Annotated in this window: 21 protein-coding genes and 1 tRNA gene; 18 read left to right on the top strand and 4 right to left on the bottom strand. The window is 58.6% G+C overall.

All coding sequences use genetic code 11. From position 1 onward, the window contains the following. From HX821_RS30655 to HX821_RS30680, 6 genes are all read left to right on the top strand, one after another. Positions 1-459 carry an SMI1/KNR4 family protein gene (locus HX821_RS30655; RefSeq protein WP_008433668.1) on the top strand — a complete coding sequence of 153 codons (459 nt, stop codon included), beginning with the start codon at positions 1-3 and terminating at the stop codon, positions 457-459. Between the two features lie 135 nt (positions 460-594). Then, positions 595-831: a methyltransferase domain-containing protein gene (locus tag HX821_RS30660; protein WP_256579544.1), complete on the top strand. Its 237-nt coding sequence runs from the start codon at positions 595-597 to the stop codon at positions 829-831. A gap of 136 nt (positions 832-967) precedes the next feature. Then, positions 968-1,129 (top strand): hypothetical protein, encoded by a 162-nt coding sequence (locus HX821_RS30665; RefSeq protein WP_008433669.1) that lies wholly within the window; start codon positions 968-970, stop codon positions 1,127-1,129. A 4-nt stretch (positions 1,130-1,133) separates the two neighbouring features. Further along, positions 1,134-1,859, top strand: coding sequence for a hypothetical protein (locus tag HX821_RS30670; RefSeq protein WP_008433670.1), 726 nt, complete (start codon positions 1,134-1,136; stop codon positions 1,857-1,859). Positions 1,860-2,217: 358 nt separating this feature from the next. Continuing rightward, a complete protein-coding gene (locus tag HX821_RS30675; RefSeq protein WP_008433671.1) occupies positions 2,218-2,706 on the top strand; it encodes an Imm6 family immunity protein in 489 nt (162 codons plus the stop codon). A gap of 144 nt (positions 2,707-2,850) precedes the next feature. Then, positions 2,851-3,240: a hypothetical protein gene (locus tag HX821_RS30680; RefSeq protein ID WP_008433672.1), complete on the top strand. Its 390-nt coding sequence runs from the start codon at positions 2,851-2,853 to the stop codon at positions 3,238-3,240. A 50-nt stretch (positions 3,241-3,290) separates the two neighbouring features. On the opposite strand, the gene HX821_RS30685 is transcribed toward HX821_RS30680, so the two are convergent. Beyond that, positions 3,291-3,548, bottom strand: a complete 258-nt coding sequence (locus tag HX821_RS30685; protein WP_008433674.1) for a hypothetical protein — start codon at positions 3,546-3,548, stop codon at positions 3,291-3,293. A gap of 390 nt (positions 3,549-3,938) precedes the next feature. Between HX821_RS30685 and HX821_RS30690 the strand changes: the two genes are divergently transcribed. The 6 genes from HX821_RS30690 (at position 3,939) to HX821_RS30715 (ending at position 11,170) form a co-directional block, all read left to right on the top strand. Beyond that, positions 3,939-4,631, top strand: coding sequence for a hypothetical protein (locus tag HX821_RS30690; RefSeq protein WP_102367864.1), 693 nt, complete (start codon positions 3,939-3,941; stop codon positions 4,629-4,631). Between the two features lie 349 nt (positions 4,632-4,980). Then, complete coding sequence (locus HX821_RS30695) at positions 4,981-7,569, top strand: autotransporter outer membrane beta-barrel domain-containing protein (RefSeq protein WP_177037335.1); 2,589 nt, start codon at positions 4,981-4,983, stop codon at positions 7,567-7,569. An 88-nt stretch (positions 7,570-7,657) separates the two neighbouring features. Further along, on the top strand, positions 7,658-8,251 hold the full coding sequence (locus HX821_RS30700) for a hypothetical protein (RefSeq protein ID WP_008433680.1): 594 nt from the start codon (positions 7,658-7,660) through the stop codon (positions 8,249-8,251). A 74-nt stretch (positions 8,252-8,325) separates the two neighbouring features. Beyond that, complete coding sequence (locus HX821_RS30705) at positions 8,326-9,987, top strand: VWA domain-containing protein (RefSeq protein ID WP_177037336.1); 1,662 nt, start codon at positions 8,326-8,328, stop codon at positions 9,985-9,987. A 26-nt stretch (positions 9,988-10,013) separates the two neighbouring features. Further along, the gene (locus HX821_RS30710; RefSeq protein ID WP_003218160.1) at positions 10,014-10,574 is read left to right on the top strand and encodes an RNA polymerase sigma factor; all 561 of its coding nucleotides are present in this window, start codon (positions 10,014-10,016) and stop codon (positions 10,572-10,574) included. Further along, on the top strand, positions 10,571-11,170 hold the full coding sequence (locus tag HX821_RS30715) for a hypothetical protein (protein WP_177037337.1): 600 nt from the start codon (positions 10,571-10,573) through the stop codon (positions 11,168-11,170). The genes HX821_RS30710 and HX821_RS30715 overlap by 4 nt, the downstream gene beginning before the upstream one ends. 57 nt (positions 11,171-11,227) lie before the next feature. On the opposite strand, the gene HX821_RS30720 is transcribed toward HX821_RS30715, so the two are convergent. After that, a tRNA-Arg gene (locus HX821_RS30720) sits at positions 11,228-11,304 on the bottom strand. A gap of 395 nt (positions 11,305-11,699) precedes the next feature. Here HX821_RS30720 and gabD point away from each other — a divergent pair. From gabD to HX821_RS30735, 3 genes are all read left to right on the top strand, one after another. Next, on the top strand, positions 11,700-13,142 hold the full coding sequence (gabD, locus tag HX821_RS30725) for an NADP-dependent succinate-semialdehyde dehydrogenase (RefSeq protein ID WP_003218155.1): 1,443 nt from the start codon (positions 11,700-11,702) through the stop codon (positions 13,140-13,142). A 181-nt stretch (positions 13,143-13,323) separates the two neighbouring features. Further along, the gene (gene gabT, locus HX821_RS30730; protein ID WP_003218153.1) at positions 13,324-14,601 is read left to right on the top strand and encodes a 4-aminobutyrate--2-oxoglutarate transaminase; all 1,278 of its coding nucleotides are present in this window, start codon (positions 13,324-13,326) and stop codon (positions 14,599-14,601) included. Positions 14,602-14,737: 136 nt separating this feature from the next. Next, positions 14,738-15,946 (top strand): HDOD domain-containing protein, encoded by a 1,209-nt coding sequence (locus HX821_RS30735; protein WP_177037338.1) that lies wholly within the window; start codon positions 14,738-14,740, stop codon positions 15,944-15,946. A 120-nt stretch (positions 15,947-16,066) separates the two neighbouring features. Here HX821_RS30735 and HX821_RS30740 read toward each other — a convergent pair whose 3' ends face one another. Both HX821_RS30740 and desA read right to left on the bottom strand, forming a co-directional pair. After that, the gene (locus HX821_RS30740; RefSeq protein ID WP_003218149.1) at positions 16,067-17,065 is read right to left on the bottom strand and encodes a sensor domain-containing diguanylate cyclase; all 999 of its coding nucleotides are present in this window, start codon (positions 17,063-17,065) and stop codon (positions 16,067-16,069) included. A gap of 441 nt (positions 17,066-17,506) precedes the next feature. Then, on the bottom strand, positions 17,507-18,691 hold the full coding sequence (gene desA, locus HX821_RS30745) for a delta-9 fatty acid desaturase DesA (protein ID WP_087693634.1): 1,185 nt from the start codon (positions 18,689-18,691) through the stop codon (positions 17,507-17,509). A 166-nt stretch (positions 18,692-18,857) separates the two neighbouring features. On the opposite strand from desA, the gene dibA reads away from it, so the two are divergent. From dibA to HX821_RS30760, 3 genes are all read left to right on the top strand, one after another. Beyond that, on the top strand, positions 18,858-20,768 hold the full coding sequence (dibA, locus tag HX821_RS30750) for a phosphodiesterase DibA (RefSeq protein ID WP_008433689.1): 1,911 nt from the start codon (positions 18,858-18,860) through the stop codon (positions 20,766-20,768). A gap of 321 nt (positions 20,769-21,089) precedes the next feature. Then, complete coding sequence (oscA, locus tag HX821_RS30755; protein WP_003170956.1) at positions 21,090-21,272, top strand: sulfur starvation response protein OscA; 183 nt, start codon at positions 21,090-21,092, stop codon at positions 21,270-21,272. Positions 21,273-21,348: 76 nt separating this feature from the next. Further along, complete coding sequence (locus HX821_RS30760) at positions 21,349-22,359, top strand: sulfate ABC transporter substrate-binding protein (RefSeq protein ID WP_003218143.1); 1,011 nt, start codon at positions 21,349-21,351, stop codon at positions 22,357-22,359. Positions 22,360-22,427: the final 68 nt, after the last annotated feature.

Consider the following 22,427-nt stretch of genomic DNA (forward strand, 5'->3'; position numbering starts at 1 on the left):
GTGGATTATTCGAGAATAATTAATCTTATTAAAGAGTCGGATTACGTTGAGTTTGCTGATTATGGTGACGGGATTGCTGATGAGTGGATTTATAAAGCTGAAGCTCGTCTTGGGTTGAAGTTGCCTGATAGCTATAAATGGTGGCTGAAGTGTTATTCTGGCGGGGAAATATCTGGGGAGGAGATTTATAGTATCTACGAAATGGATTTTGATAGTGTAAGGGGGGGGGATATCGTTTATATGTCAATCGTTAACGGTCGAAATGGGTTGTGTGGGAAGGAGAGGCTATTTATCTGCGAACCGCCGGGTGCAGGGGAATCATTTTATTTTGCCACGGACGATGGTCTTAATGATGGAGAGTATCCTGTTTATAGGCTTGAACTTTCTGATCAAACTTCTAGTTTGTATGCGAAAAACTTTATCGATTTCTTAGAAAAAAGAATAATGTCTTTCAGTTGAATAACGATTCTGCGTTTAAAAAATGGTTGAGAAAGGCTCGGTGCAAAAGCGACAGGAGAATTAGCTAGTTCTGGTGGGAAACCCACTGTTGAGTTATTTGGTGGGAAGAATGCTCAAACTCCTGGTGCTATAAACGTGGATGTCCGAGCAGATATTCAGTCTGGTATTCGAGCGGACGCAACGAAACTTCCTTTCAAGGATAGTTCGGTGGGAGAGATTGTTGCTAGTAACCCATTCATTCCCAAGAGTGCAGGTGGTACTAACTCAATGATGGATTTTCTTCCGGAAGCTACTCGCGTGGTTGAGCCTGGTGGAAAGATATTTGTCAACGCAAATGCTGCGAACCCTTACGGAAAAATACCAAGTGCGTAAAGGGGACGGATTTATTTAAATATTTAAAAATCCAGATGAGTTGATTAAATAAATCCGTCCCCTTTGACCCAATGTGGTGAGTTTGAAAACGATTGATACCCGAGGTAAAGGGTGGTCTTATGACATGAGAACCCATATGGACACCTTGCAAAGTTCAAAAATTACCGTGGATGGCGTACCGGCAACGAAAATTTTGGACATCCGAGTTCAACCGGGCGGAATGGCTGACGCGAGCAAGCTTATAGAGTATGGAAAGCAACGTAATATTACTGTGATTATTAAAGAGTTCGGTGGCTAATCATATGGCTGAAATTGAAATTGTCTTTAGCGAGAGGCTACATGATGGCGCTTCAGTTGTATGGGGGCGGCTAATACAACAGCTCAAAAACTTTAATGAGGATACCGTCATTGATGGCTTTACCGGCAAGAAAATAGGGTTGGCGGACGTTTCGAATTACTTGGAGAAAAACAAGTGTCAGAGTTTTTTTATTGAGCTGGCAAACGGTTCTGTCGAGTTTTCGTATGTGGCAGATAAAGCGTTTTATCGGCTTGATATGAAACACCTGGCGAATTCGATTGAAGTTGCACAGACCTTGATTGAAGCTTTAATCGATGAGCCCGGCTTTGTTCAGGCTCGAATTTACGACGCCGAGTATGATCGATGGCAAAATGCCGAGAGTCTTACGCTCTTTGAAGTTGAGCGCGTCGAACACGCTCATCTGCCCAAGAAAAGTAATGGGCTGCCTTTTCCGCTGACCCAAGAGGTCGTAGATATATCAAAAAATCCTGGGCGTTGGGTTTTAAGAAACGGCTACATTGAGGCGGTTGGCGCTTTCATGTGGGTAAGCAAATCCTTGCTTCAGTTAGTGGGTGTCGACGAAAAGAAGTTAATGGATATCGACTGCTTTGCAGTAGAAGATTTGGGCGGCGTTTTGAAGATTGCTGCCTATAATCAGTGCTTCACTGCAGCCGTAGGGGCTCAGGCAGAGAGGCAGGACTTGCTGAGAGAAGTTTTGTTTAACGCGTGAATTAGAGCGAGAATCGGGCGCGGGAAATAGGGTTCAGGCCACGGTTTTCTAATTAAAGTATTAATAGTGGTCTGACCCCCTATTTCTCGGTCGATGATATAACAGCGTAAAGGGGGCGGATTTATTTAAATATTAAAAATTTCTTATGAGTTAATTAAATAAATCCGTCCCCTTTAACCAAATGCAAGTGGTATCTGTAATAAGTGTAGTGCAGGTTTGACGGGTAATAGTGACCTGAATGGGGTGGTTAAACAATTCAGTCAGCGCTATCCTACTCTTCTGCTAAGAGTTACCGCTGAGGGAGGGGCAGCAATGCCAAATCGTCTAACAGTCCTAGTTAAAGATGGGAGAATAGTTAATGGACAATGAAGAAGCGCTTAAAGTCATTGACAGTATGATGTGGGTAAAGAAAGCCTCAATTTTCCTTCTGTTGCTTGATTATGCTCTACGTAACCTTGACTCGGCGAGTGATACGCAAAAAAAATGTCAGGAGGCAGTTGATAAGTGTTGGCGATGGTTGTCTGATCGAGGGCTCAGTGCTGATGAATTAGCATATTATCTAGACTCCGATGATATGCAGAGCGGACCGCTGGCAGAAGGAAATTTTGCATCTGAAAGCGTAGAACAAAATAGTTTAATTTTAATATTGTTGGTGATCGGTTTTTTTGCCAATAAGGCCTATAAGATTGTAGGGCTACAAGAGCAAATGTCTGAGCCGGTATGTGAGGCGGACGAGAGCTCTGCTGTATATATTGTTGCTTATATTGAACGGATAGGCTTGTCTGATAAGTTGAGTGTTTATCTATCTGCACACGTTTTGGAAAATAGGGGGCAATCCACGTTTTAATGCTGGCAGAGTTGCTCTTTAACGTAAAGGGCAAGGATTTATTTAGGACGTAAAAGTGACGGATTTGTTTAAATATTAGATTTAAAAACTCCAGCTAGGTCAATTAAATAAATCCGTCCCCTTTGCCCAGAGTGAGTATAAAAAATGGAAAACTTGGAACTCTCCGAGTTAAAATTTCCGAGTATGAGAGAGGAGCTGGTTTCCTATCTGGCAGGTTTGTCGGACTCAGATTACCAGTTCCGTGCCTGGGTAGAACGTTCATCGCCGAATTTAGCTTATGATGAACTTGATTACACAATACATTTTTTATATGACGATACAGGGCTCGCTGAAAATGCATACACTTGGATAGGGCTAGTTTTGAAAAATGATCAGGAAGCTAGAGCCATCGAGGACGTGGTTCAAGCTATTGACGCGCTTTTTGATAAGTATGGTCCTGATCTTTCTGATAAAGAGTATTTGGAAAAAGAAGAGTGGGCACGCATAGTGTGCGTTTCTAAAGATGCTTTAAAAGTTTTGCTTCATGGTAAGTGAGGTTGTTTAACCGAGTTAAAGGGGCGGCACCCAGGCCGCCCGGCTTTTACTCAGGATGGATCGGTATTGAGTCTGCGACTGATGACATCCAGCAAATCACACCCATCGCGCAGCGGAATCGCCAGCAATTGGGCGAAGTCTTGAAGCACCACAGCATCGCTGCTGAGTTGGTCGCGGAAGGCCAGGTTTTCCAGCAGTTGGGTGACGGCGCGAATCCGGTACACGGCGGCGTCGTGGAGGACATCGAGGGGCGCATGGGTGTCGATAAGCAGGGCGGGGACGGTGCAGTCGTGGCCCGTGAGGGGCATGTATCGATTCATTGTCAGTACTCTGTTGGTGGATTAAGCCACCACTCATTCGTCGCCAAACGAATGGGTGGCGGCCGTACGCAGGTTGGCGAACCGGCAACAGAGAAAACCGGCAGACCCGAAGGTCTCCCGCGCACAGCCGCCATATCATGCACAGCTTTGCGGGTGCAAAAACACCTGCATAGAAGCGGGATGCTTTTGCGCTCTGTTGTCAGGTCGCCAAACCTGAATCGCCATGTGGGCGACGGCCCGGACTATAAGCCCGCACCCAAACCCACGCAAGGCAGCAAAGTACTGGCCCACTCCCAATGCCTCATGTCTTCACCCCCATTGCCGACACCCTGGCGATGATTAAACGCATCCACCCACCACCAACATTAAAGGACTGATGTGAAAAACCTTCTCCTGATTCTCCTCTCCACCCTCATCCTCGGCGGCTGCGTCAGCCAGCCCCTCACGCCCGAGCATCGTGCGCAGGTCAAGACGGTCAAAGTGCTGCCCGTAAAGTGGGAAAAGAACATGGTCTACATGGGCCGTGAACAAGCCTGGGGTGCGGCCCTGGGCGCCGGGCTTGGCGCGGGCGTCGGCATGGCCAGCGGCGCGTCCAAGTTGGGCACGGCGGCCTTGAGCGGCGCGGGGTTTGCCGCCGGCATGAAGGCGGGGCAACTGGCCGAGATGTCGACGCCGGCGGCGATCCTCACGGTGATGGACGCCGAAAATATCGACTTGGGTGTGTTGCTCAAGCAGGCCTTCATTGATGCCTTGGGTAAGACGTCATCGCTCAAAGTGGTGGGTGACGACGAGCCGGCCGATGCGCAGATTCAACTGACGGTAGGCGAGTGGGGCTTTCGCCTGACCCAGGGTTTCAGCAGCGTGGTCTACCCGACGCTCACCGTGGTGGCGCGCATGGACCGTGGCGACGAGATGCTCTGGCGCACGGTGGAGTCGATCACGCCGTTCAATGGCCAGAATGTCTACGGCTACACGCCGCTCACATATCGCACTGATCCTGAGGCGTTGCGCCGCGCGTTGACGGGTATCACGCAGATCTCCGGGAGTTATTTGGTGAAGGAGCTCAAGTAGACCAGCGAGAGGTCGCCGCGTGGCTTGCGGTGGCTGATCCTGACGCGAGCAGTTTGATAGAACCCGCCGAGCACCTTGAACATTTTGTATATCCCATTGTCTTTACCCCGCCCACCCGCAACCGGTCGGGCTGCATGGACTGCAGCGTTTTCAAATGACATTAAGGATTAATGTGAACCTCGCCCCCCAAGCCTCTTTTCTGTCACCGCCCGCTGTGGTGCACAGGCGCGCGCCTGCGTTTCAGGAAGGCACCCTGGGGGAATGCATTCGGATCAATTGATCCCTCGCTTAGCACACCTACTGCCGCCGGGCCTATTGGCGGCTTTTAATGTAGTTCATGGAGTTTGAAATGAAGCGTAAGCAGTTCCAGAAAAGCCTGTTGGCACTCATGGTCGGCGCAATCAGTACGCAAGCGCTGGCGGTGGAATTCGACTTGGGGCAGGGCAAGAACATTTGGGTCGGCGAGACCTTTAATGAGTCATTGATTATCAACGGGACGTTCTCCGAAGTAGTGGTGCCGACCACCACCAACCCTGCCGGACTGGGTGTGGCCAACACCACTATCCAGGGTTCGTTGATCAACCGTGCCGACATCACTCTGGATTCCCAGGGCGCCGCCATCCGTGCGATTGCCCTGGATCCGCTGTTCTGGTCGGGCCCGCAGAACCTGAGCCCGGGAACTGTCACCGGGGACGTGGTCCAGGCGGGCAACATTCTTATGAAAAATGGGGGTTACGAGGGCCTTGAGATCGGCGCGACGACCATCGGTGGAAGTGTCATCAACTCTGGCACCATCCGTTCCACGCTGCCCCTGACGCCGCCGGCTTCACCTTCCTACGTGGATGGCGGCGAAGGCATTTACCTGCATGGCACCACCATCGCCGGCGACGTCTCGAACACCGGTGTGATCGACATGAAAGGTGATTACGCCATCGGCCTGATCCTCGACCGCCAGAACAATCTGGGTACCACCGTCGGCGGCAAAATCCTCAACGCCGGCACGCTCAAGGCGACGGGCGAGGGCGCCTGGGGCATCGAGGTGGAAACCGACACCAACCCTCTGCGCATCGAAAACAGCGGCCTGCTTTCTGCCAACGGCAATGACGCCAAGACGGTGATGTTTCTAAACGGTACGGTCGACTACATCCTCAACACCGGCACCGTCGAGGCCACGGGCACCAACGCCAATGCCTTCGAGTTTGCCGGGGCAACCTTTGCCCAGAACAGCGCGACCGGCGCGCGCGGCATCGTTAACCGCGGCACGATCAGCGCCGATGGTACAGCCATTCATGTAGATGCCACGGACCAGACCTCGGCGTTCGAGATCAACCAGCAAGCCGGCGAAATCCGCAGTAACGCCGGCATCGCCATCGACGCGGCAAACCTGGCCACCTTGAACTGGACGGGCGGCAAGATCATCGGCGACGTGCTCAACGTCAACGCCGTGAATATCGCCGGCCAGGCCGATTTCACCGGCAGCCGCATCATCGCGCCGGTATCGGTCAACTCGGGCTCGCTGAACCTGTCGGCGCCCGGTACTGCGATCACTGGCAACCTCAACGTTGCTAGCGGCGCAGGTATTGATATGCACCTGGCCGACAGCGTAGTGCCGACCACGCCGTACCTGACTGTCAACGGTGCAGCGAATTTCGCCCAGGCTTCGAAGCTGACCGTGAGCGCCAAGCCGGGCGACTTCGCCAGCACCAACAACGGCACTCAGTACACCCTGTTGCAAGCCACCAGCGTGCAAGACAATGGCCTGTCTGTGGCCAGCTCGTCCTCTCTGCTGAACGTGCTGAGCTACTCGGCCGACGCGCAAACGGTCAAGGCCGTAGTGGCGGTTAAAGACAACCAGCAAGTGCAGCAGGAGCTCGCCGCGGTGGGCGCCGGCGCTGCGTCAGCGACGGCGGTGAACACCTTTAAAAACGACGTACTGAGCGGACTCAATCAGAACGACCCAGTGTTCCAAACCCTGGCTGACGCCGGCACAGCACAGCAGCTTGCTCAGGTCAGCGAACAACTCAAGCCGGACGTCAATCGCGGCGCCCTGGACGTGGCGTTGTCGGGCCAGACCGTGGTCAACGGCGCGATCTTCAACCGCCTCACCGACCAGCGCGAAAGCCATCAAACCGGCGGCGTGTGGGTGCAGGGCCTGAGCAGCAACATGGACCAGGACGGGCGTGGCGGCAACAACGGCTACTCGGCCAACAGCAGCGGCATGGCCGTGGGTGTGGACGGGCGCTTGAACGACACCACCACGTTGGGCGTGGCGTACAGCTACCTTAACTCCAACATCCATTCCGACCTCGGCAACAAGACCGATGTGGAGGGCCATGCGCTGTCGCTGTACGGCAACTGGTCGCTGCAAAACTGGTTTGTCGACGGCAGCCTCAGCTATGGCCATAACGACAACGACAGCAAACGCCATATCGCCGGCACCACAGCCAAGGGCAGTTACGACAGCAATGTGCTGTCTGCCAGTGTGATCGGCGGCTACAGCTTCAAGCCGTCGCAGGCCGTGGTGATCGAGCCGCGCGTGGCAGCGCGTTACGCCAACGTGCGCATGGACGGTTTCAACGAGAAGGGCTCCTCGGCCGCGCTGAGCACCCAGTCGCAACGCTATGAAGTGGGCGAGCTGGGCGCTGGTGTGCGCTTGGCGGGCAACTTGCCCATGGGTGCCGGTAGCTTGCAGCCGGAAGCAACCTTGATGGCGTATCACGACCTGATGGGTGATCGCGTCGCACAAACCTCCAGCTATGTGCTCGGCGGTTCTGCGTTCACCGTCACCGGCGCTTCGGTGGCGCGTGACAGCTATGAAGCCAGTGTCGGCGTGAACTACCAGGTGTCGGACTTTACCGTGGGTGCCAGCTACACCCGCCAGGCCCGCAGTGGTTTTGATGCCGATGGGGTCATGCTCAAGGCGCGGTACGCGTTTTAAGTATTACGGCCGATAGAAAACGGCATCGGGCTGCGGTTCTCCCACGTAGCCCGAGCCAGACTTTTAAATGTGCTCAAGGAAGTAACCCATGAAAAAGACCTCACTCTTAATCCTCGCCCTGGTCTTGGCCGGCTGCCACTCCACTGCCAGGAACTCCTCGCCAAGCCTGCTGACGGACGGCGTCCAGTTGCAGCAGAAAAAGGTCGAGGTGGACGCCGAACACGCCAAGGTCATCATGAAGGCAACCGGTTTTACCTATCCGGTGCAGTTCTCCGTACGCCGTAGTTCCGATGCAGACCAGCGACCGGAAATCCTCGGGACGGTGGTGGATTCCGGCCGTGGCAAGGTATTCGGCTGGATCGCCAAGATGAACGAAGTGGGCAACAGCGCCGTCGCCAAACGCTTCCCGCAGTTGGAAGTGCAGGCTGACCCGGGGCAGCCCTTTGAAGTGATCGGCGAGTCACGGGTCTACAACGCCAACTATGTCGGCCTCGTCAAAACCTATGTGTATGAGTGCGGCCCCATGAGTTCGACCTTCAAGCCTGAGAAGCAAAAGGTTTACCTGGTGGAATTCGTGATTATCGGGAAGGGCTGTGAGCAGCATGTGTATGACGTAACTGCGCCTAATGAGCGTGTCCCGGTGGCGACTGTGGCGGCGACAGGAAATATTCCGTCGCTCTAAGTTGCTTTAACCCGAATCGCCAGCCCCTTGCGTCTGACCTTGTGAACGGATCATTCATTCACGAGGTTCAGCCCATGTCCCGTCCTCTTCTGCTGTTGCGTCCTGCCGCCCAAGGCTTCACCGTGACCCTGCTGGTGGCGCTTGCCGGGTGTGGGCTCTCTTCATCCCGTGACGTGGCCAAGCCCGCTGAGTCGGCGCCTGTCGTGGAGGTGCAAAGTGAGCCCGCCAGCGTCCAGGGGGCCATGGTCAAGCGGATGGTTGCGCCTGCACCGATGGCGTCGCGATTGGTCATGAACGACTCGATCGCCATGCAATACCAGACCGAGCCTCGGGAGCACTATCAGAACCTCCCGGACAACCCGATTCGCAGCGTTGCCGAAACACCGGTCTCCACCTTCAGCGTCGATGTCGACACCGGCAGCTATGCCAACGTACGACGTTTCCTTAATCAAGGCAGCCTGCCGCCCGAAGGTGCTGTGCGACTTGAGGAGATGGTCAATTACTTCCCTTATGACTACGCCTTGCCCACCGACGGCTCGCCCTTTGGCGTGACCACTGAAGTAGCACCGTCACCCTGGAACCCCCACACCCGACTGTTGCGCATCGGCATCAAGGCCTCGGACCGCGCGGTGGCAGACCTGGCACCGGCCAACCTGGTGTTCCTGGTGGACGTATCCGGCTCGATGAATCGCCGCGAAGGCCTGCCTCTGGTCAAGAGCACCCTGAAATTGCTGGTGGACCAACTGCGCGACCAGGACCGCGTCTCGCTGGTGGTCTACGCCGGCGAATCGCGGGTGGTGCTCAAGCCCACCTCGGGCCGCGACAAAACCACGATCCGCAATGCCATCGACCAACTTACCGCCGGCGGCTCCACCGCAGGCGCGTCGGGGATCGAAATGGCCTACCAAATGGCCCGCGAAGGGTTTATCGACAAAGGCATCAACCGCATCCTGCTGGCCACCGATGGCGACTTCAACGTGGGCGTCAGTGACTTCGACAGCCTCAAGCAAATGGCCGTCGACCAGCGCAAAAGCGGCGTGTCCCTGACCACCCTCGGCTTCGGTGTGGATAACTACAACGAACACCTGATGGAACAACTGGCCGATGCCGGTGATGGCAACTACGCCTATATCGACAACCTGCGCGAAGCCCGCAAAGTGCTGGTGGACCAGCTCAGCTCAACCCTCGCCGTGGTGGCCCGGGATGTGAAACTGCAAGTGGAATTCAATCCGGCGCAGGTCAGTGAATACCGATTGCTGGGTTATGAAAACCGCGCCCTGAAGCGTGAGGATTTCAACAACGACAAGGTCGACGCCGGCGAAATCGGTGCAGGGCATACGGTGACCGCGTTGTATGAGATTGTCCCGAAGGGTGAACAGGGTTGGCTGGAGTCCCTGCGCTACGCATCGGCGGCCAAGGCTGACGGTAAAACTGATGAGTTGGCGATGTTGCGGGTACGCTACAAACCAGCGGAAGGCGGCGATAGCCGACTGATCGAACACCCGATCAGCAACCAGCAGAGCGGCAAACCCAGCGACGACCTGCGTTTCTCTGCCGCCGTGGCCGCCTTCGCCCAGCAACTCAAGGGTGATGGCCGCTACACTGGCTCCATGAGTTTCAAGGACACGGCGGCACTGGCCCGCTCCGCCCGGGGCGACGACCCCTTCGGCTTACGCAGCGAGTTTGTGCAACTGGTCGAATTGGCCCAGAGCCTCCAGGCCCCGGCCAAACACTGATCCACCTCAAAGGAGTGCGCCACCTGATGGATTCACCCAGCGACGAAGCCCTGCTGTCCCGCTACCGCAGCGGCGACGGTGCAGCGTTCGAGGCCCTGTATGCGCGGCATCGACAGGGCCTGTACCGTTTTCTCGTGTCCTTGAGCAACAAGGCCGAACTGGCCGAGGAAGTGTTCCAGGACACCTGGCTCAGCCTGATCCGCAGCACCAGCGAGCCACAGGGGCGGGCGAGTTTTCGCACCTGGCTGTTCCAGATTGCCCGCAACCGCCTGATCGACCACTGGCGCAAGCACGGCATCCACAACCCGCTGCACGACAGCTACGATGAGCAGCTTCACGGCCAGCCCGACGACAGCGCCGGGCCTGAGCAACTGCTGAGCCTGAGCCGTGATCAGGCGCGCCTGGACAGCGCACTGCAAGACTTGCCCGAAGACCAGCGCGAAGTGTTCCTGCTGCGCCTGCATGGCGAGCTGGAAGTGCCACAAATCGCCGCGCTCACCGGCGCCCCACTGGAAACGGTAAAGAGCCGCTTGCGTTACGCCCAGCAGAAACTGCGCCGACTGCTGGCCGAGGAGGTACCCGCATGACTGACCCCCGACATACCCAGGACTCGAACGACGAGCTGCTGATCGAGCATTTCCGTCAACACACCAGCGGCGAGCCGCCGGCTTCCCTGGACGCCTTCATCCTGGCCACCGCCCACCGTGAAGCACCGGTGCGGCAACCCGGCCTGTGGCAGCGTTGGTTACAGGCCTGCCAACGGCCGCGCTGGCAGATGGCGTTTGCTACCGTAGCGGGTGTGGCCCTGATGATTGGTTTGGTCACGCGCTCGCCGGTGCCGCAGCCGGAGTTATCCACAGGGACTTACGCGGCCGCTCCGCAAGACCTGGCCCGTCCGGCCCCGGCAGCCGCGCCGATGGCTCGATTCTCCGTGGCTCCGCAGGCCGATAGCGCACCGCAGGTGCAGGCAGAAGTCGCGGGTTCGCTGGCGGATGAGCCGGTGGCGAAGATGAGCAAGCGCTCGGCTGTTGTGCTGCCGTCATTGGAGCAAGGGCTGCAGGAAATCCTGCGGTTGCGGCAGGCGGGAGAGGCGAAGGCGGCGGATGAGAAGCTGCTGGAGTTGCATAAGCGCTTTCCCAAGGAAGACTTGCCGGCGCGGTTGGAGGCGTTGCAGAAACCCTGAATCGACGCCCACAAAAAAGCCCCAGGCCTTTCGACCTGGGGCTTTTTCATCTGTATCTGGTGCACCCGGCGGGATTCGAACCCACGACCCCTGCCTTCGGAGGGCAGTACTCTATCCAGCTGAGCTACGGATGCTTGTGCGGGCGACATCATACCCATGTCGACCTTGGGCGTCCATGCCGCTTTTCGGCCTGCTGCCAGTAGGATTAGGCGCTGCCGAAGCCCTGTACCGGGCATCTCGACGAATTGCGGTTGAACTCGCCCGAAACACGCTGATCAGAAAAATCGAGCAAATGCGCCGTTTTCGTTCTTTTTTTCGAACAGACTATTGCCCTGCACCCCCATTGATCCTAGGATTCGTTTGAGATTTCAAACGCTCCTGCCTGGGTGCTGAACCGCACATTTGTCCTTTCGTGCGCTATTTACGTGCTTGCGCCCAGTGAATGATTTCCCTGACGGCAGCCCTCAAGGCGCCTTTCAACAACTCTAATTCGCTCCGCGCGTGCGCGGTGCTGTTAAGGAAAGCCGACATGCAGCTCAAAGACACCCAGTTGTTCCGCCAGCAAGCCTTTATTGATGGCGCTTGGGTCGATGCGGACAACGGTCAAACGATCAAGGTCAACAACCCCGCTACCGGCGAAATCCTCGGTACCGTGCCAAAAATGGGCGCCGCCGAAACCCGTCGCGCCATTGAAGCAGCTGACAAGGCCCTGCCGGCCTGGCGTGCACTTACCGCCAAGGACCGCGCCAACAAGCTGCGCCGCTGGTTCGAGCTGATCATCGAGAACCAGGATGACCTGGCTCGCCTGATGACCCTGGAACAAGGCAAGCCGCTGGCCGAAGCCAAGGGCGAAATCGTCTATGCCGCCTCGTTCATCGAGTGGTTCGCCGAAGAAGCCAAGCGCGTCTACGGTGATGTGATTCCCGGCCACCAGCCGGACAAGCGCCTGATCGTGATCAAGCAACCAATCGGCGTTACCGCTGCCATCACGCCGTGGAACTTCCCGGCCGCGATGATCACCCGTAAAGCCGGCCCGGCCCTGGCTGCCGGTTGCACCATGGTGCTCAAGCCTGCGTCGCAAACCCCGTTCTCCGCGTTCGCCCTGGCCGAGCTGGCCCAGCGTGCCGGGATTCCGAAAGGCGTGTTCAGCGTGGTCTCCGGCAGCGCCGGCGATATCGGCAGCGAGCTGACCAGCAACCCAATCGTGCGTAAGTTGTCCTTCACCGGCTCCACCGAAATCGGTCGCCAGCTGATGGCCGAATGCGCCAAGGACATCAAGAAGGTTTCCCTGGAACTGGGCGGCAACGCGCCGTTCATCGTGTTCGACGACGCAGACCTGGATAAGGCCGTCGAAGGCGCGATCATTTCCAAGTACCGCAACAACGGCCAGACCTGCGTCTGCGCCAACCGCCTGTACATCCAGGATTCGGTGTACGACGCGTTCGCCGAGAAACTGAAAGTGGCAGTGGCCAAGCTGAAGATCGGCAATGGTCTGGAAGAGGGCACCACCACCGGCCCGCTGATCGACGAGAAGGCCGTGGCCAAGGTTCAGGAGCACATCGCTGATGCCCTGAGCAAAGGCGCGACCCTGTTGGCTGGCGGCAAGGTGATGGAAGGCAACTTCTTCGAGCCGACCATCCTGGTCAACGTGCCGAAAGATGCTGCCGTGGCCAAGGAAGAAACCTTCGGCCCACTGGCGCCGCTGTTCCGCTTCAAAGACGAAGCTGAAGTGATCGCGATGTCCAACGACACCGAATTCGGCCTGGCTTCCTACTTCTATGCCCGCGACCTGGGCCGTGTGTTCCGTGTGGCTGAAGCCCTGGAATACGGCATGGTCGGCGTCAACACCGGGTTGATCTCCAACGAAGTGGCGCCGTTCGGCGGCATCAAGGCTTCGGGCCTGGGCCGTGAAGGCTCCAAGTACGGGATCGAGGACTACCTGGAAATCAAATACCTCTGCCTGGGCATCTAAGCCCGGCAAGGCATTGTTGCAAACGCAAAGGGCACGAGAGCGCTGTCCCTTTGCGTGTTTCACCCGTTATTCGTAGTGGCCGGGAAAGCTGTGGCAGTCGATCATCGCATGCTGCCGTAGTTGCCTCCCCGCCACGTATTCCTTGGACCACGCCACCCGATGAGTGGCGAATGAGGACTTTATGAGCAAGACCAACGCATCCCTGATGAAACGCCGCGAAGCCGCTGTACCACGCGGTGTTGGCCAGATTCACCCGATCTTCGCCGAGTCGGCGAAGAACGCCACCGTGACCGACGTTGAAGGTCGCGAATTCATCGACTTCGCCGGCGGTATCGCCGTGCTGAACACCGGCCACGTGCACCCGAAAATCATCGCCGCCGTGACCGAACAGCTGAACAAGCTGACTCACACCTGCTTCCAGGTACTGGCCTACGAGCCGTACGTTGAGCTGTGCGAAAAAGTTAACGCCAAGGTGCCGGGTGATTTCGCCAAGAAAACCCTGCTGGTCACCACCGGTTCCGAAGCGGTAGAGAACGCCGTGAAGATCGCCCGTGCCGCCACTGGCCGTGCCGGCGTGATCGCGTTCACCGGCGCCTACCACGGTCGCACCATGATGACCCTGGGCCTCACCGGCAAAGTGGTGCCGTACTCGGCCGGCATGGGCCTGATGCCAGGCGGCGTGTTCCGCGCGCTGTTCCCGAACGAGCTGCACGGTGTGAGCGATGACGACTCTATCGCCAGCATCGAACGCATCTTCAAGAACGATGCCGAGCCGCGTGATATCGCTGCCATCATCATCGAGCCGGTGCAGGGCGAAGGCGGTTTCTACGTCGCGCCTAAATCCTTCATGAAGCGCCTGCGCGAACTGTGCGACAAGCACGGCATCCTGCTGATCGCCGACGAAGTGCAAACCGGTGCCGGCCGTACCGGTACTTTCTTCGCCATGGAACAGATGGGCGTTGCCGCCGACCTGACCACCTTCGCCAAATCCATCGCAGGCGGCTTCCCGCTGGCCGGTGTATGCGGCAAGGCTGAATACATGGACGCCATCGCTCCGGGCGGCCTGGGCGGCACCTACGCCGGCAGCCCGATCGCTTGCGCCGCGGCCCTGGCCGTGATGGAAGTGTTCGAAGAAGAGCACCTGCTGGACCGCTGCAAGGCTGTGGGCGAGCGCCTGGTGACCGGTCTGAAAGCTATCCAGGCCAAGTACCCGGTGATCGGTGAAGTGCGTGCCCTGGGCGCGATGATTGCGGTCGAGCTGTTCGAAGATGGCGACAGCCATAAGCCGAACGCCGCTGCTGTCGCTTCCGTGGTGGCCAAGGCGCGTGACAAGGGCTTGATCCTGCTGTCCTGCGGCACCTACGGCAACGTGTTGCGCGTGCTGGTTCCGCTGACTTCGCCGGACGAGCAGTTGGACAAAGGCCTGGCGATCATCGAAGAGTGCTTCTCCGAGCTGTGATCAAAAGTTGACCTGATCGACAAAAAACCCGCTTAGGCGGGTTTTTTGTGCCCGATGAACGGTATTCAGCCGTTGTTCATTGTACGCAGGCGGCTCCTTTGTCTAAGGTGCTGGTATTGCCGATGGAGCGTGCTGGATGACTGCTGTTGATTTACCGGCTGTACCCCGTGTGTTGATTGCCGAGGCCGACCCTTGGTCCCGAGATCTGCTCAAGCAGGTGTTGCTGAATGTGCGCTGTGACGCACGGCTGGATGTGTGTGCCGATGGCCAGCGGGCCACCGAGTTGCTGCGTGACAAACCCTATGACCTGATCATTGCCGATTGGGAGCTGCCCGGCGTCGATGGCCTGAGCCTGCTGCGCAGCGTGCGCCTGCAACGGCGTACGCCGCTATTGCCGTTTATCCTGCTGAGTACCCGCAACGACAGCGCCAGTGTGCGCGAAGCCTTGCCCCTGGCACCGACCGCGTACCTGACCAAACCCCTGAACATGGAAAGCCTGACCCAGCGCCTGCAGGACTTGCTGCTGAACGAAGGTGAGACGGTTTATTGCGAAGTCCCGTCCCTGGCGCCGGGCATGACCTTGCCGGTGTTTCTGGAGCGCCGCCGGGAAGCCTCCGACGGCGCGCCGCTGCGGGTCGACGTGCAGGCTGCGGTGCAACATAGCCTGGAGCCGGAGGGCCTGGACCTCAAGCGCCTGGAAGAGCAGGTGCGCATGGACCCTCAGATTACTGCCGTGTTGATCGCCGCCGCCAACAGCGCCGGCCATCACGGTTCGCCGGTACAGACCCTGGGCATGGCCCTGCATAAGCTGGCGGCGGGGCAGAGCATGAACCTGATCCTGGGGCTCGCCCTCAAGCACAACGTGGTACTGAGCGACCCGAGCCTTGTGGATTACGCCGAGCGTCATTGGCAGCTGTCCCAGCGTACCGCCGACTACGCCCGCAGCCTGGCGCGCATGCTCGACCTGGATCACGAGCGCTGCTACAGCGCCGGCATCCTCCATCGCCTTGGCGACCTGGCCTTGCTGCGGTGCCTGCAAGACTGGCTGCTGGGCGGTGGCGAACTGGATGATGAAGCGATTGGCGAGTCCCTCTACACCTTCGGTGCGGCCTATGGCTCGGCACTGCGCACACGCTGGCGCCTGCCGCTGGAGTTGCGCCAGTTGATCGCGGCGATTTATTCGCTGGAGGGCGGGGTGTATTCCCGCGAAGCGCTGGTGATGAACCTGGCGGCGCAACTGGCGCGGCTGACCGAGCATGAAGGCGTCGAGGCATTGGCGAAAGGCAAGACGGCACGCTTGCTCAAGGTGGGTTTGCCGGAGTTGACGCGTATGCGCAAAACCTAGCAGGCGATGCGGGCCAGTGTGGGAGCTGGCTTGCCTGCGATAGCATCATCCCGGTACAACCGACATACCGAGGTGCCTGCATCGCGGGCAAGCCCGGCTCCCACAGGTCATCGTGTAGCGTCAGCCGGGGAGCACGCGGTTTTTGCCCTGGCGCTTGGCCTCGTACATGGCCGCGTCGGCGCGGGCAAACAGGCTGTCCACATTGGCGTCCTCGGCGGTCAGGCTGGCCAGGCCCTGGCTGACGGTGACCGCGAAGCTCTCACCGTCGTGGCTGAAACTCAGCTGCGCAATCTCGTGCCCCAGGCGTTCGGCCACCTGCATTGCCATCTCCGGGGCACAACCGGGCAGTATGGCGGCGAATTCTTCGCCGCCAATGCGCCCGAACAGGTCGCCACGGCGCAGAACTCCCCGACCGCTCTCGGCGATACGCTGCAACACCTGATCGCCTTCCAGGTGGCCGTAGGTGTCGTTCACCACCTTGAAGTCATCGATGTCCAGCAACAGGAACGCCAGGGGCGTGCCTTGCAGGCAGGCGCGTTCAAACTCGTGGTGGGCGCACTCGAAGAAATGCCGGCGGTTGCTGCTGCGGGTCAGTACATCGGTGGTGGCCAGGCGGTGCAGCTCGAGCTCCAGCTGCTTCTTTTCAGTGATGTCTTCGGCTATGCCTACCACGATCACCGGCTGGCCGGGCTCGGCCTGCTGGTTGATGTAACACTTGTCGCTGAGCCAGCGGATCTGCCCGTCGGCGGTGATGATGCGGTACTCGCGGTCTTCCACGGCGCCGCTGTGCAGCACCTGGGCCAGGCTGTGCTCGGCGTAGTCGAGGTCTTCGGGGTGGATGCTGTTGCGCCATTCCCGATAGTCGGTCAACAACATGCCCGCCGTACGTCCGAAAACCCGCTCATAGGCCGGGCTGACGTACAGCACGCGGCGAGTGTCCCACTCGATTGCCCAGAGCACGGCATTCACACTGACCAACAGCGAACTCAGCAGTTGCTCGCGTTCACTCAGCCGTTCCACTTCGCCCTGGGCATGCATCAGGGCCAGCAACGTAGCGGCGGCTGCCGGTCGTGGGTGTTCGAGGACGGGGGTGTCGGTGAAGGTCTTTTCGTGGACCATCGGCACAACTCTCTCTGGGCAGGCCGCGGGGTTGGGCAGCGGTCACAACAAGGGCCGCCGGGATGGCGAAGTGTTGATTGAGAGGGGGAATTTGCTGCGAAGTTCCGTTATCAGCGCCGATTAGAGGCGACCAAGAAATGGCGCCAGAAACATGTAGGAGCGAGTTTGTTGGGGGGAGGGGCTTGCTGTGGGGAAGGAGTTGCGGTGGGGAGGGGGCTGCTGTGGGGAAGGAGCTGCGGTGGGGAAGGAGCTGCTGTGGGGAAGGAGCTGCTGTGGGGAAGGAGCTGCTATGGGGAGGGAGCTTGTTGTGGCGAGGGAGCTTGCTCCGGCTGGGCTGCGTAGCGGCCCCAAAATCTTGGGAGCGCTGCGCACTCCAGCGGGAGCAAGCTCCCTCGCCACAGAAGCTCCCCTGCCACAAAAAATCGGCTCGCTACAGCCGTATCAGGCCGCGGCAGGCCGCAGCGAATAGGTCTTCAGCTGATGGGCAAAGTCCCGCAGGGATTGAATCCCGCTCGCCTCGGCCTCGTGCACCCATTCCTTGATCGCCGCCAGCATGTCGTGGCCGTTGGTGCTGGTTTTCAGCCAGATCTGTTGCAGCGCCAGGCGCTTCTCGTAGATCACTTTCAGGGCCTGGCTGTGTTCCAGCATGCTCTGGATGCGCACGTGGTGGCGGTCATCCAGCAGGCTGGTCTCCCGCGACAACAGGCGCTTGGCGCGATGGAATTGGTGGCGCACCGAGTGATCGACCTTTTCCAGTTCCTGCTTGACCAGCGGGCCAATCACCAACTTGCGGTACTGGGCCATGATCTGGAAGCGGTTGTTGAGGATCGCCATCGCGGTGTCCATGTCCAGGCTGCCCTTGCCTTCGACCCGGTGAGCGATCGGCGCGACCCGTTGCACCTTGGCCAGGCGCAGGAAGCTGAACACTTTGATCCAGGCCCAGCCCAGGTCGAACTCCCACTTCTTCACCGACAGCTTGGCGGAGTTGGGGTAGGTGTGGTGGTTGTTATGCAGCTCTTCGCCACCCACGATGATGCCCCAGGGAATCAGGTTGGTGGCCGCATCGCGGCATTCGAAGTTGCGGTAGCCGATGGCATGACCCAGGCCGTTGATTACGCCGGCAGCCCAGAACGGGATCCACATCATCTGGATGGCCCAGATGGTGATGCCGATGGTGCCGAACAGCAGCAGGTCGATCACGCCCATGATCGCCACGCCCAGCAGCGGGTACGGGGTGTAGAGCTTGCGCTCGATCCAGTCTTCCGGGCAGTTCTTGCCGTAGATGCGCAGGGTCTCGGGGTTCTCGGCTTCGGCGCGATACAGCTCGGCGCCTTTGCGCAGCACGGTGGACAGGCCCTTGATCACCGGGCTGTGGGGATCGTCGACGGTTTCGCACTTGGCGTGGTGTTTGCGGTGGATAGCGGTCCACTCGCGGGTGTTCTGCGCCGTGGTGAGCCACAGCCAGAAGCGGAAGAAGTGTTTCAGGCCAGCATTGAGCTCCAGGGAGCGGTGGGCTGAATAGCGGTGCAGATAGACCGTGACCCCGACAATGGTCACGTGGGTCATCAACAGAGTGACTGCCACCAGTTGCCAGGCCGACAAGTCAAGAAAACCGTTGTACCACATAGGCTGTATGGCCCTCAGATAAAGAAAAAACCAGCTTGCGCATTATCACTAAGCCTACAGATAAAACCAGCCGCCCTTTCAGATAGGAGTGACTGGATGTTTCTTATTCTATAATCCGTAACCTTTGTAGGGCGAATCTGGTTTTTTAGTAAGGATTACTGAACATATGCTGTTTTCATACCGAGGTGCCCTGCGTGCCGGGCTGATGTACCTGCTGGTTTCGATTGTGTGGATTCAGCTCAGCCATCAGGTATTGATCAACTTTATCGATGAACCCGTGGAGCTGGGCCGCTGGCTTCAGATACGCGGTTACCTGTGGGTCAGCCTCAGTGCCCTGGCGATCTACCTGCTCTGCGCGCACTTTGCCCGGGCGAACCTGATCCAGCAGCCACTGAAGGAAAACCGCGAGCGCCTGCGCCAGGCCGCCGCCGTGTTCGATTGCACCCGCGAAGGGGTGCTGGTCACCGATGCCCTGGGGCTGATTGTTCACGTCAACCGGGCCTTTATCGAAATCACCGGCTACCAGTGCGAAGACGTGCTGGGGCACCAGCCGAGCCTGTTCAAGTCCGGGCGCCACTCGGCCAGTTTCTACCAGGCGATGTTCGAGACGCTGGAACGTGACGGTGAATGGAGCGGTGAAATCTGGAACCGCCGTAAAAGCGGCGAAATCTATCCACAGTGGCAGACCATCCGGGTGATCCGTGATGAGCAGGGCCATATCAGCCACTACGTCGCGGTGTTCTCCGATATCAGCGCCATCAAGCACTCCGAGAGCGAGTTGGCGCACCTGGCCCATCACGACCCGCTGACCGACCTGCCCAACCGCCTGCTGTTCACCGACCGTGCCGAACAGGCCCTGGCCTCCGCGCAGATCCATAAACGTGGCTGCGCCTTGCTGCTGCTCGACCTCGACCATTTCAAGATCATCAACGACAGCCTCGGCCATAACGTCGGCGACCAGTTGCTCAAGGCCGTCGGCGAGCGCCTGCAAGGCCTGTTCGGCCCCGGCGTGACCCTGGCGCGCCTGGGCGGTGACGAGTTCGCGGTGCTGGCGGAAAGTTGTCCACAGGTGGGCCAGGCCGCCGCCCTGGCGCAACGTATTCTCGACGCGATGAAAGAACCGGTCATCTTCGACGGCCATCAACTGTTTATCAGCGTGAGCATCGGGATCAGCCTGTTCCCCAGCGACGCGCTGAGCGCCGAGCAACTGCTGCGCAACGCCGACTCCGCGTTGTTCAAGGCCAAGAGCGCCGGCCGCGAAGGCTACGCCTTGTACACCGAAGAGCTTACTGCCCACGCCCAGCACCGCGTGGAAATGGCCGGTGAACTGCGCCGCGCCCTGGATCAGCAGGAGCTGCGGGTTTACTACCAGCCAGTGCACGACCTGCAAGACAGCCGAATGATCGGCGTCGAAGCCCTGGTGCGCTGGCAGCACCCGGAGCGCGGGCTGGTGCCGCCGGGGGAATTCATCCCGATTGCCGAGCGCACCGGGCTGATTGCCGACATCGACGCCTGGGTCATGGACCAGGCCTGCCGCCAGATGTGCCAGTGGCTGGCAGACGGTGCACCGTTGACGTTTCTCGCGGTGAATGTGTCCAGCCGCCTGTTTGCCCGGCGAGAGCTGTATGAGCAAGTGGCCAAGGTGCTGCACGACACGGGGCTGGATCCGGCGCTTTTAGAGCTGGAAGTCACCGAAAGCGCGGTGATGGAGGACCCGGAAGTCGCCCTTGAGCAAATGCATCGCCTGCGTGAGCTCGGCTTACGCCTGGCTATCGACGACTTTGGCACCGGTTATTCATCGCTGCTGCGGCTCAAGCGCTTGCCGGTGCAGAAGCTCAAGATCGACCAGGGTTTTGTCGCCGGGTTGCCATGGGATGAGGACGATGCGGCGATTGTGCGGGTAGTGATCGCGTTGGCGCAGAGCATGGGCATGCAGGTGCATGCCGAGGGCATCGAGCAGGTTGAGCAGGCGCGGTTTCTATTGGAACAGCGCTGTGACCTGGGCCAGGGGTACTGGTTTGGTCGGCCGATGCCGGCCAGTGAGCTGGATTGGGCGAGGGCGCCGACCATTCGTTAACCACCGCCTGTCCTGATTTCAAACAGGGCCAAAATGTGGGAGCGGGCTTGCTCGCGAAGGCGGTGGGTCAGTCAGCAAATCTGTCACTGACCCACCGCCTTCGCGAGCAAGCCCGCTCCCACATTTGGATCTCCACACGGCTTTATTTCACGGGTCGTCCCGCAAAACCCCTCGCAACCCCTCGTCCCACCAGAAAATTCTTTCTGGTTATATAAACATTCTTAAATAGTATTTTTAAGAATATCCGCGCTTATCTACTATCGCCTCACGCCGCAAGCAGTGCCGCCACTGCGAGGCACTTCTCATTTCAGGAGCACGACCATGAGCGCATCTCTACGTAGCGTTGACGGCCAGGACGAAGCAGCCATTTTGCGCGAGATCCAGAGCGCCCTGCGCGATCTGCGGTTTGGCGCGGTGGAAATCACTGTGCACAACGCCCAGGTAGTACAAATCGAACGCAAAGAGAAATTCCGTTTGCAGAACCCGGGCAACAAACCGAGCTGAGCAACACCGGCGATTCGATTGCAAGACCCGCAACTATAAGAAAAAAGCCAACACCCAAGAATTTCAGGAGCCTTCTATGTCGTCGATTCGCCGTTATGCCCTGGCAGCACTGGCCAGTGCCGTGTTTGCCGGTTCCGCTGTTGCCAAGGATTACGAACTGCTCAACGTGTCTTACGACCCCACCCGCGAGCTCTACCAGGACTACAACGCTGAATTCACCAGCTTCTGGAAGCAGTCGCACCCGGGTGACAACGTCAAGATCCAGCAATCCCACGGTGGTTCGGGCAAGCAGGGCCGCGCGGTAATCGACGGCCTGCGCGCCGACGTCGTGACCCTGGCCCTGGCCGGCGACATCGACGAAATCGCAAAACTGGGCAAGACCCTGCCGGAAAACTGGCAAACCCGCCTGCCGGACGCCAGCACCCCGTACACCTCGACCATCGTGTTCCTGGTACGCAAGGGCAACCCTAAAGGCATCAAGGATTGGGGCGACCTGATCAAGAAAGACGTGTCGGTGATCACCCCGAACCCGAAAACCTCCGGCGGCGCCCGCTGGAACTTCCTAGCCGCCTGGGCCTACGGCCTGAAAGCCGGTGGCAGCGAAGCCAAGGCCCAGGAATACGTGAAAGAGCTGTTCAAGCACGTGCCGATCCTCGACACCGGCGCGCGCGGTTCGACCATCACCTTCGTCAACAACGGTCAGGGTGACGTGTTGCTGGCCTGGGAAAACGAAGCCTTCCTGGCCCTGAAGGAAGACGGCGGCGCCGACAAGTTCGACATCGTTGTACCTTCACTGTCGATCCTCGCCGAGCCGCCAGTGGCCGTGGTCGACAAGAACGCCGAGAAAAAGGGCAATACCGAGATCGCCACCGAGTACCTCAAGCACCTGTACAGCCCGGCTGGCCAGGAGATTGCGGCGAAGAACTTCTACCGCCCACGCGATGAGAAAGTCGCCGCCAAATACGCCCAGCAGTTCCCGAAACTGGACCTGGTGACTATCGACAAAGACTTCGGCGGCTGGAAAACTGCCCAACCGAAATTCTTCAATGACGGTGGCGTGTTCGACCAGATCTACTCGGCGCAGTAAGCAAAATCAAACTGTAGGAGCCAGCTTTCTGTGGGAGCCGGGCTTGCCCGCGATAGCATCACCTCGGT

This window comes from Pseudomonas sp. B6001 (genome assembly GCF_013386015.1).
Taxonomy (GTDB): Bacteria; Pseudomonadota; Gammaproteobacteria; order Pseudomonadales; family Pseudomonadaceae; genus Aquipseudomonas.